We start from the raw sequence: 10,501 nt of genomic DNA, 5'->3' as shown, positions 1-10,501 counted from the left end.
TCCTTAAAATGCCACCGCAACGCGGTAATACACATTGAGATGATCCGGGGCTAGCCAGTCCGGATAGTTAACTGGCGTACCTACGGTAAACTGAGAGGAGAACCAGCGCCCTGAGCTGGTTAATCCCAGCGCAGCCCCCCACAACGTGCCGGAGGCATACCTGTCAACGCTATCCTGTTTCAGCCAGCCGCCGTCGAATGCCGCCATCGCGCCAATCTGTCCGAATACCGGCAACGTAAACAGCGAATAATTCACTTCGTTGCGCCAGTAGCCGCCGTTATCTCCAGAAATGTATTGTTCTTTAAAACCGCGAACTGAGGTTTCTCCGCCCAGCGTCAGGCGTTCACTGCCGTAGAGTCGGTCCACAGACCATTGAAAATAGACGCTGCTGAGCCACCACACTCTTTCTGCCAACGGGCGCTGAAAACTGCCATTGACGCTCCATTTGCGAAATTCCGCCCTTGGTACATCCCCTTGTTTATCGTTGTCATCCTCTGCGCCAAACCACGGCACGCCCTGGGTGAATGAAGGGTTAAACGTCGCAACGCCAGAAGCAATTTTTTGCGTATGGTTGATACCCAGCGAAACACTGGAAAGCTTGCGGCTACTGGTTTCCAGCAGGACATCATTCAATCTGTTACGGTTAATTCGATGCGTGAGACCCAGCGATGCAGCGGTCTTGACATCTCCATTGCGAAACAAAACCCAGGATCCGTTCAACCGATGGGTTTCGCTATCACCAGTGGAACGCCAGGCATAACCATTGTTATCAATAGTGCTGAGGTAGTTACTCCAGCTGTAGCTGTAATCAAGCAGTCCGTAGCCATAAGGAATACTCACGCCAGTAGCAAAGTTCTGCGCATCTTTGCTACTGGAAAAATCGCTGCTGCGTCCACCGCTGATAAACCATTTATCTGCCAGACCGAGCATATTATTGAAAAATAATGCGCCACTGAGTTGCCCGGTTCCGGTGCTCTTTTGCCCGCTGTTATCAAAACTTACTGAACCATTGAGTGGAAATTCTGGCGTGGTGGTGAGGTTAACTATTGAGAACCCCTGCTGACTGCCCGGCAAAATTTCAATTTCCACCGGCGTCTGGCGAACCCGATTCAACTGCTCCATCCCTTGTTCAATGTCACGCAGATTGAGAATTTTTCCTTCCATTCCGGGAAAGGTCATCAGCAGAGTGCGCGATGGGACGCCTTCCAGACGTATTTGCTGCAATTTCCCCTCAAGCACCGCGATATGCAGCACCCCGGATGAGAGATCCTGTTCGGTTAAAAAGGCGCGACTGGTGATATAGCCTCGGCTGATATACCAGTCGGAAATCGCATTTGTCAGTTCCGTCAGACGGGGAATATCCAGGCATTGATTCACCCACGGCGCGATAAGCTTTGCCGAGGCAGCGGCGGACAACTTCGTTGCGCCGTCAATATCAATGCGCGAAATCATAAAACACGGCCCTTCAGCCCGGGCTGGTGTTTTCGGCGTTACGGTTACAGGCAACGTAACGCTACGCTCCAGCTCTTCACGCTGGCGCTGGTTTTCATTAAGTAACTGCTGCTGTTGCTGCTGAATGGTATTACGATCCGCAGGAGAGAGTGGTGCGGCAGAAACAGTTGTGAAGGGCAAAATTAACATCCCAATCAGTAATGCCAACTTTCTTTCATCCCTGAACTTCACCCCACCCTCCAAAAAAGTACGAAAGCGAACTTGACTGCAAAGCACAGCCGACCATTTAAAAAAAGCACAAAATGTAAACAAAAGTAAAGACATTAAGTGCTGTTTCACTTCATTCCTATTGCATTTTAGGATTTCTTGTATTTTTAAATTAAATTATTCTTACTCTTTTGGCCCAATCCCATCGCTAGTCGCCCATTTGCCCACATTCAACTTATGCACAACACTCTACGATGACACCACTGACCCAACACGTGGAGCAAACACCATGAACATCACGCAAATCCGCAACGCCACGCAGCGCATCACCTTTGGCGGCAAAACCTTTCTAATCGATCCAATGCTGGCGGCAAAAGGTGCTTATCCGGGCTTTGCCGGAACGGCACGTGCGGAGATCCGCAATCCGACCGTCGATCTGCCTGTTAATATTGATAATCTGCTTAACGTCGATGCGCTGATCGTGACGCATCTGCATGAAGATCACTGGGATGAGGTTGCAGCACGCGTCGTGCCGAAAGACAAACCGATTTACGTGCAAAATGAGCAAGATGCGCAGGTACTGCGAGATCAGGGTTTCACACACCTGATCGTACTGACGCACAACACCACGCTGGGCGACATCATCCTGCGTAAAACCGGCGGCCAGCATGGCTCAGATCGCGCTTACGCCATCCCGCAAATGGCGGAACGTTTAGGCGATGCCTGCGGGGTAATCTTTCAGCATCCGGCGGAAAAAACGCTGTATCTGGTTGGAGACACTATCTGGCGTGACGAAGTGGAAGCCAACATGCTGACTTTCCAACCGGACGTGGTGATTTTGAACGCCGGTTTTGCCCACGTAATCGGTTTTGGCCCAATTATTATGGGCGCAGAAGATGTACTAAAAACCCACTTCACCCTTCCCAACGCACAAATTGTGGCCACGCATATGGAGGCGATAAACCACTGTTTGTTGACCCGCGCCGCGCTGAAGTCATACGCCAGCGACAACCAGATTGCGCAATGCGTCAACGTGCCGGAAGATGGTGAAACCCTGACGTTTTAATATCCGCAGAGGAATCGTATGCAGCCGCTTACCGTCGCTATTGTCGCCGTGGAAGATTTCAGCCCGTTTCACTTCTCGGTGCCGTGCATCATTTTCAGTGACAAAGTGGCAGCGAAAAAGCGCTTCGACGTGCAATTGTGCGCCAAACAGCCCGGTATTGTTTCCTCACAGGACGGTTTCTCGATTAACGCAGCTCATGGCTATGAAGCGGTGGAGGCAGCCGACATCGTGGTAATCCCTTACTGGGGCACTACCGCACATCGCCCGCCGCAGGGGTTGCTTGATGCGCTCAACCGCGCCCGACAAAACGGCGCGCAAATTGTCGGGCTGTGTCTGGGCGCATTTGTCCTCGGCTATGCCGGTCTGTTGGATGGCAAACGGGCGGCCACGCACTGGGAGTTCGAACAGGATTTTCAGGCCCGCTTCCCGGCGGCGCGTCTGGATATCAACGCTCTGTATGTGGATGACGACGGTATTATTACCTCAGCAGGCACTGCCGCCGCGCTGGATTGCTGTTTGTACGTGATCCGCCAACGTTTTGGCAGCACGGCAGCGAATCAGATTGCGCGGCGGATGATTGTGCCGCCGCATCGCGAAGGTGGTCAGGCACAATTTATCGAGCAGCCGGTGGCGAAAAATACCCAGGATCAGCGCATCAATGCCCTGCTTGATTATTTACGCCTGCATATCCACGAGCAGCATAGTATCGATGCGCTGGCGCAGCGGCTGATGATGAGCCGTCGCACGTTAACCCGTCACTTTATGAAAGCCACCGGATCGAGCGTGGCAGAGTGGTTGATTGTCGAGCGTCTTCGCCGCAGCCAGGCGTTACTGGAGTCCAGTCAGTTGCCCGTTGAACGCATCGCCGAACAGGTCGGTTTTCAGTCGCCTGTCACCTGGCGTCAGCATTTTAAATCTCATTTCGGCGTCAGCCCCGCCGAATGGCGCAAAACCTTTCGCGGCATTTAGCTTTTTTTCGCCAGCCACACCGTGTGCCCTGCGCATTCCGGATCTTCCATCACCATCTCGACCACCGCAAAGCCATGCGCTGACAACAATGCGCGGTATTCGTCCGGCGCGAGGCTGGCGTGAAATAACGGCTCGCCTTCAAATTGCCCCATCGCAATGCCGTTCCCGGTACCGCTGGTAAACATCAGCGCGCTGCCGGGATGGCTAAGCCGGTCAAAGATCGGGAACATCTTTCGTTGGTCTTGCTGGGTTAAATGGAAAAAGCTGTCCCACGCAATAAGGCCGTCGAACGTCTCGTTAAGCACCAACTCCCGCATATCTTGCTCCAGCCAGCGCTGCGCGGGAAAGGATTGCCGGGCGCGGGCCAGCATCGCTGCGGAACCATCAATCCCTGTGAGCTGAAAGCCTTGCTGGATAAAATACCCGGCAATCGGCTGACCATTCCCGCAACCAATATCCACAATGCTGCCCTGCCCGCCCATCACGGTGATGAACTTATCCAGCCAGCTTTTCTCGAACAGTGTACGAGAGCGCTGACTGGCAAAGGCATCCGCATGACGTCGGTAGATGGACAGAATGTTGTTTGCCGCAACGTCGCTCACGATGTCCTCGCTTTTTTATTCTGTTAATAATCACGACGATAAATCCTCCGCTGCCAGAGACGCAACCCTGGAATGCGCCTCGCAGAACCCATGCGCAAATCCCCCAAAACTGTTCCGCTGTGGCATCATAGCGCGTAGAAAACATCATGACAGGGGTGATAAACGTGAAACCGGTAACGCTATACGATGTGGCAGACCATGCAGGAGTCTCTTACCAGACCGTCTCGCGCGTCGTAAATCAGGCCAGCCACGTTTCTGCAAAAACCCGACAGAAAGTTGAGGCCGCGATGGCGGAACTCAATTACATCCCTAACCGCGTCGCACAGCAACTGGCTGGTAAACAGACGTCGCTGATTGGCGTCGTGACGGCGAACCTTGCCTTGCACGCCCCTTCACAAATCGTTGCCGCCATAAAATCCCGCGCCGACCAGTCCGGTGCCAGCGTGGTGATCGCCATGGTCGAGCGCAGCGGCGTTGAAGCATGCAAAGCCGCGGTCCACAACCTGCTTTCCCAACGCGTAACCGGGCTTATCATTAACTATCCGCTGGATGAAGAAGACGCCATTGCCGTGGCTGCCGCCTGCGGTACGGTGCCGGTGCTGTTTCTCGATGTCTCTGACCAGACGCCCATTAACAGCGTGATTTTCTCCCATGATGACGGCGCACGCCTTGGCGTTGAACATCTGGTGCAGAACGGACATCAGCGTATCGCCCTGCTGAGCGGGCCGCACACTTCGGTTTCGGCAAGGCTTCGGCATGCGGGGTGGCATAAATATCTGGCGTACTACCAGTTGCAACCCGTCGCGGAGCTGGAAGGCGACTGGAGCGCGATGTCTGGTTTTCAGCAAACACTGCATCTGCTCAATAGCGGTAATCTCCCCACCGCTATGCTGGTTGCTAACGATCAAATGGCGCTGGGCGCGATGCGGGCAATCAGCGAGTTCGGCCTGCGGGTGGCGATGGATATCTCGGTGATCGGCTACGATGACACAGAAGACAGCGCCTGCTACATTCCACCGCTGACCACCATCAGGCAGGATTTTCCATTATTGGGTGAAACCAGCGTCGACAGGCTGCTGCAACTTCCCCATGGCGAATCAACCGTGGGCAACCAACTGCTGCCCGTAACCCTGGTGAAGCGCAAAACGGTTCTGCCTCCCGATACGCAAACCACCTCTCCCCAGGCGCTGGCGGATTCACTCATCCAGCTTGCGCGACAAGTTTCTCAGCTCACACCTAAAATGTGAACGCATAACAATTATGTGAGTCAGTTCACTCATTAAACGCCCCATCCTTTACAGTTGGGAGCGCTTATCCGTATTTTGATTGAAATTGTGAGCGAATAACAAATTCAAACAGGATACCGTTATGAACCTGAACACAGATTCACTCTCCGCTGTTCTGGCCCGCCGCGACTGGGAAAATCCCGGCGTCACGCAGCTCAACCGCCTGGAGGCGCACCCACCTTTCTGTAGCTGGCGCTCAGCAGATGATGCGCGAACTAATCAGCGCTCAACTCAGTTACGCTCGCTGAATGGCCAGTGGCAATTCGCGTGGTTTCCCGCGCCGGAGGCTGTGCCGGAAAGCTGGCTGACAAGCGTTCTGCCACAGGCTGACACTATCAACGTCCCCTCTAACTGGCAGATGGACGGTTACGACGCGCCAATTTATACCAACGTCACCTACCCGATTCCGGTTAATCCCCCGTACGTTCCGGCGCAGAACCCAACGGGATGTTACTCGCTCACATTTAATATCGAAGACGCATGGTTAGATGAAGGTCAGACGCGCATTATTTTTGACGGCGTCAATTCCGCATTTCATCTGTGGTGCAACGGTCGCTGGGTCGGCTACGGTCAGGACAGTCGTCTGCCGTCTGAATTCGATCTGAGCGATTATCTGCTGCGCGGCGAAAACCGCCTGGCCGTGATGGTGCTGCGATGGAGCGACGGCAGCTATCTGGAAGACCAGGATATGTGGCGCATGAGCGGTATCTTTCGCGACATATCTTTGCTGCATAAGCCCACCACGCAAATCAGCGACCTGCGCATTAACACCCGTTTTAACGATGACTTCAGCCGCGCCGTGCTGGAAGCGGAAGTCAGAGTGGCGGGCAACGCGAGCGAAGATTTACGCGTTACCCTGCAATTGTGGGAAGCTGAAACGCTGACTGATGAAACGACCTCCCCACTCGGCGGTGAGATTATTGATGAACGCGGCGCTTATCATGACCGGGTTACCCTGCGGCTGAACGTCGAAAAGCCAGCGCTGTGGAGTGCTGAAACGCCCAATCTGTACCGTGCCGTTGTGCAATTACATAACGCGGATGGAGTGCTGATTGAAGCAGAAGCCTGTGACGTCGGCTTTCGTCAGATTGATATCAAAAACGGCCTACTACTGTTAAACGGTAAGCCGCTGTTGATTCGCGGCACCAACCGTCATGAGCACCATCCGGTCAACGGTCAGGTGATGGACGAGGCGACGATGGTGCAGGACATTCTGCTGATGAAGCAGAACAACTTTAATGCCGTGCGCTGCTCCCATTACCCGAACCATCCGTTGTGGTACACCCTGTGCGATCGCTACGGCCTGTACGTGGTCGACGAAGCCAATATCGAAACCCACGGCATGGTGCCAATGAATCGCCTGAGCGACGATCCCACATGGTTGCCTGCCATGAGCCAGCGCGTGACGCGCATGGTGCAGCGCGATCGCAACCATCCGAGCATTATCATCTGGTCGCTGGGCAATGAATCCGGTCATGGCGTCAATCACGACGCGCTGTATCGCTGGATAAAATCAGAGGATCCGTCACGCCCGGTACAGTACGAAGGCGGCGGCGCGAATACCGCGGCGACCGACATTATTTGCCCGATGTACGCCCGCGTCGATCAGGATCAGCCCTTCCCGGCGGTACCTAAATGGTCGATTAAAAAGTGGCTGTCGATGCCCGGCGAGCAGCGTCCACTCATTCTCTGTGAATATGCCCATGCGATGGGCAATAGTTTCGGCGGCTTCGCCAAATACTGGCAGGCATTTCGTCAGTATCCGCGACTGCAGGGCGGGTTTGTCTGGGACTGGGTGGATCAATCGCTGATTAAACACGATGATAATGGCAAGGCATGGTCAGCCTACGGTGGCGACTTTGGCGACACGCCTAACGATCGTCAATTTTGCATGAACGGACTGGTGTTCGCCGATCGCACCCCGCATCCGGCGTTATACGAGGCCAAACATGAACAGCAGTTTTTCCAGTTTACGTTACTGCCGGGCGCTGAACGCCAGATTGAAGTGACCAGCGAATATCTGTTCCGCCACAGCGATAACGAAGTTCTGCACTGGTCGATTGCCCAGGACGGCAACCCGCTGGCCGCCGGACAAATCGTTCTGGATATTGCCCCGCAGGGCCGCCAGGTGATTACCCTGCCAGATTGCCCGATGCCGGAAACCGCAGGCCAACTGTGGCTGACGGTGCGCGTGGAACAGCCTCGCGCCACCGCCTGGTCAGACGCCGGGCACATCAGCGCCTGGCAGCAGTGGAAGCTGGAAGAGAAACTCAGCCTGGCGCGGCAGCCAACTGCCCGCACCGCGCCACAGCTCAACGTTAGCGAAAACAGCTTTACTGTGGAGAATGACAACAAGCGTTGGCAATTCGACCGTCGGTCTGGCCTGCTGACACAATACTGGCTTGATGATACAGCCCAGTTGTTATCCCCACTGACCGACCAGTTCACCCGCGCGCCGCTGGACAACGACATCGGCGTCAGCGAGTCAACCCGCATTGACCCGAATGCCTGGGTTGAACGCTGGAAGGCCGCCGGTCATTATCAGGTTGCAGCAACGTTACTGCACTGTGCTGCCGACGCGCTCAGCAACGCAGTACTGATTACCACCGAACATGCGTGGCAGTATCAGGGTGAAACGCTGTTTATCAGCCGTAAATCGTATCGTATCAACGGTCATGGCGAGATGCAGATAACGGTGGATGTCGATGTTGCCAGCGGCACGCCGCATCCGGCGCGTATTGGCCTGAGCTGCCAGTTGTCGCAGGTTGCCGAGCGTGTGAACTGGTTAGGTCTCGGCCCACATGAGAACTACCCGGATCGCCTGAGCGCCGCCTGTTTTGACCGTTGGGATCTGTCACTCGATGAGATGTACACTCCGTATGTTTTCCCGAGCGAAAATGGTCTGCGCTGCGGCACGCGCGAACTGCGATACGGCACGCATCAATGGCGTGGCGACTTCCTGTTCAACATCAGCCGCTTTAGCCAACAGCAACTAATGGAAACCAGCCACCGTCATCTGCTGCAACCGGAGGCGGGTACCTGGCTCAATATTGATGGCTTCCATATGGGCGTCGGCGGCGATGATTCATGGAGTCCTTCCGTGTCGCCGGAGTTTTTGTTGAGTGCCGGACGTTATCACTACCAGGTTATCTGGGGTTAAACATAATAATAATGGGCAGGTTATGACCTGCCCTTATTTTTCCTGAGGAAGTCTGTCATGTATTATTTAAAAAACACTAACTTTTGGATGTTCGGCTTTTTCTTTTTCTTTTACTTTTTCATTATGGGTGCTTATTTCCCCTTCTTTCCGATCTGGTTACACGATGTGAACCATATCAGTAAAGGTGACACTGGGATCATTTTCGCCTGTATTTCACTGTTTTCATTATTATTTCAGCCTGTTTTCGGACTACTTTCCGATAAGCTTGGCCTGCGAAAACACCTGCTGTGGGTAATTACTGGAATGCTGGTAATGTTTGCCCCGTTCTTTATTTACGTTTTTGGCCCGCTATTACAGGTTAATATTTTACTGGGGTCGATTGTCGGCGGGATTTATCTTGGCTTTATTTACAATGCCGGCGCTCCGGCGATTGAAGCCTATATTGAAAAGGCCAGCCGCCGAAGCAAGTTTGAATTTGGTCGCGCACGCATGTTTGGCTGTGTGGGCTGGGCGCTGTGCGCCTCGATTGCAGGAATTATGTTCACCATCAATAACCAGTTTGTCTTCTGGTTAGGTTCTGGCTGTGCGGTCATTCTGGCATTGCTGCTGTTCTTTTCAAAAGCAGATGCCCCCTCTTCTGCAAAAGTCGCGGATGCGGTAGGCGCCAACAACTCAGCATTCAGCCTGAAGCTGGCGCTGGAATTATTCAAACAACCAAAACTCTGGTTTCTCTCCCTGTACGTGGTCGGCGTTTCCTGTACTTATGATGTGTTTGACCAGCAGTTCGCCAACTTCTTTACTTCGTTCTTTGCCACTGGCGAACAGGGCACCCGTGTGTTTGGCTACGTCACAACCATGGGGGAATTACTCAACGCCTCGATCATGTTCTTTGCTCCGCTGATCGTGAACCGCATCGGTGGAAAGAACGCCCTGCTGCTGGCCGGTACGATCATGTCGGTACGGATCATTGGTTCATCATTCGCCACCACGGCGCTGGAAGTCGTTATCCTCAAAACGCTGCATATGTTCGAGATACCGTTCCTGATTGTCGGTTGCTTCAAATACATCACCAGTCAGTTTGAAGTGCGTTTCTCGGCCACGATTTACCTGGTGTGTTTCTGTTTCTTCAAACAGCTGGCAATGATTTTCATGTCAGTTCTGGCCGGAAAAATGTATGAGAACATTGGTTTCCAGGGGGCTTATCTGGTGCTGGGGATAATTGCATTGAGCTTCACGCTGATCTCCGTATTTACCCTAAGTGGACCGGGGCCATTTTCCCTGCTGCGTCGTCGCGAAAGCGTCGCGCTGTAAAAGCCTCTTTGCCGGATGCACCACTCACGCGGTTTATCCGGCCTACAACGTGCAATTCTCACTCTGTGAGTCCTGACCCGGTGGTTTAAGTTTTGCGGACAAAAAGCCGCTTTTAACCTGCTATGGTAAACGAGACGGTAAACCCAGGTCACAGGATGAGCAGAAAGACGGTTGCGGTAATGGCGTTCTTGATCAGCGCATTACTTTCAGGATGTGGCAGCATTAATGCGCGCACGGAAGGCGAGGATTCGAATACCTATTATGTGGGTACGCACCACGACATGGCTAAACTAAAAAACCCAGGCGCTTACGATTATAATTATTTCGATTTAGCGCTGCTATTTATCGATGTGCCGCTGTCTTTTGTGGCGGATACAGTCTATGCACCGTTTGATTACTATCACGGACCGTATAAGAAAGTCGATTAGAAACCAGACCCGGTAAGCAT

8 protein-coding genes are annotated in these 10,501 nt (G+C 53.5%); 6 read left to right on the top strand and 2 right to left on the bottom strand.

Annotated elements, in window-relative coordinates; translation table 11 throughout:
• Positions 1–3 precede the first annotated feature (3 nt).
• Positions 4–1,641 carry a ShlB/FhaC/HecB family hemolysin secretion/activation protein gene (locus FOB24_RS07180; protein WP_223851245.1) on the bottom strand — a complete coding sequence of 546 codons (1,638 nt, stop codon included), beginning with the start codon at positions 1,639–1,641 and terminating at the stop codon, positions 4–6.
• A 307-nt stretch (positions 1,642–1,948) separates the two neighbouring features.
• Between FOB24_RS07180 and FOB24_RS07175 the strand changes: the two genes are divergently transcribed.
• Together FOB24_RS07175 and FOB24_RS07170 are read left to right on the top strand one after the other, a co-directional pair.
• Entirely contained in the window at positions 1,949–2,725 is a 777-nt protein-coding gene (locus FOB24_RS07175) for an MBL fold metallo-hydrolase (protein WP_121528656.1), read from the top strand.
• A gap of 18 nt (positions 2,726–2,743) precedes the next feature.
• The gene (locus FOB24_RS07170; protein WP_150344719.1) at positions 2,744–3,694 is read left to right on the top strand and encodes a GlxA family transcriptional regulator; all 951 of its coding nucleotides are present in this window, start codon (positions 2,744–2,746) and stop codon (positions 3,692–3,694) included.
• Here FOB24_RS07170 and FOB24_RS07165 read toward each other — a convergent pair.
• Positions 3,691–4,296 (bottom strand): class I SAM-dependent DNA methyltransferase, encoded by a 606-nt coding sequence (locus FOB24_RS07165; protein WP_038638003.1) that lies wholly within the window; start codon positions 4,294–4,296, stop codon positions 3,691–3,693. The two genes, FOB24_RS07170 and FOB24_RS07165, sit on opposite strands and share 4 nt — an antisense overlap.
• A 155-nt stretch (positions 4,297–4,451) precedes the next feature.
• On the opposite strand from FOB24_RS07165, the gene FOB24_RS07160 reads away from it, so the two are divergent.
• The 4 genes from FOB24_RS07160 to FOB24_RS07145 all read left to right on the top strand — a co-directional run bounded on the left by FOB24_RS07160 (position 4,452) and on the right by FOB24_RS07145 (position 10,481).
• Positions 4,452–5,543, top strand: coding sequence for a LacI family DNA-binding transcriptional regulator (locus FOB24_RS07160; protein WP_141700239.1), 1,092 nt, complete (start codon positions 4,452–4,454; stop codon positions 5,541–5,543).
• Positions 5,544–5,664: 121 nt separating this feature from the next.
• On the top strand, positions 5,665–8,742 hold the full coding sequence (locus FOB24_RS07155; RefSeq protein WP_150344718.1) for a beta-galactosidase: 3,078 nt from the start codon (positions 5,665–5,667) through the stop codon (positions 8,740–8,742).
• Positions 8,743–8,799: 57 nt separating this feature from the next.
• Positions 8,800–10,053 carry an MFS transporter gene (locus tag FOB24_RS07150; RefSeq protein WP_069323906.1) on the top strand — a complete coding sequence of 418 codons (1,254 nt, stop codon included), beginning with the start codon at positions 8,800–8,802 and terminating at the stop codon, positions 10,051–10,053.
• A 155-nt stretch (positions 10,054–10,208) separates the two neighbouring features.
• Positions 10,209–10,481: a YceK/YidQ family lipoprotein gene (locus FOB24_RS07145; protein ID WP_038637992.1), complete on the top strand. Its 273-nt coding sequence runs from the start codon at positions 10,209–10,211 to the stop codon at positions 10,479–10,481.
• Positions 10,482–10,501 lie beyond the last annotated feature (20 nt).

The organism is Citrobacter werkmanii (assembly GCF_008693645.1).
GTDB classification, from domain to species: domain Bacteria; phylum Pseudomonadota; class Gammaproteobacteria; order Enterobacterales; family Enterobacteriaceae; genus Citrobacter; species Citrobacter werkmanii.
The sequence above is the reverse complement of the archived record's forward strand: the minus strand, read 5'-3'. Positions and strand labels throughout refer to the sequence as shown.

Bases quoted from the DNA above. Each gene is read 5' to 3' on its own strand.
- FOB24_RS07150 (WP_069323906.1), top strand. From the start codon at position 8,800: ATGTATTATTTAAAAAACACTAACTTTTGGATGTTCGGCTTTTTCTTT.
- FOB24_RS07155 (WP_150344718.1), top strand. From the start codon at position 5,665: ATGAACCTGAACACAGATTCACTCTCCGCTGTTCTGGCCCGCCGCGAC.
- FOB24_RS07180 (WP_223851245.1), bottom strand. From the start codon at position 1,641: ATGTTAATTTTGCCCTTCACAACTGTTTCTGCCGCACCACTCTCTCCT.
- FOB24_RS07145 (WP_038637992.1), top strand. From the start codon at position 10,209: ATGAGCAGAAAGACGGTTGCGGTAATGGCGTTCTTGATCAGCGCATTA.
- FOB24_RS07175 (WP_121528656.1), top strand. From the start codon at position 1,949: ATGAACATCACGCAAATCCGCAACGCCACGCAGCGCATCACCTTTGGC.
- FOB24_RS07170 (WP_150344719.1), top strand. From the start codon at position 2,744: ATGCAGCCGCTTACCGTCGCTATTGTCGCCGTGGAAGATTTCAGCCCG.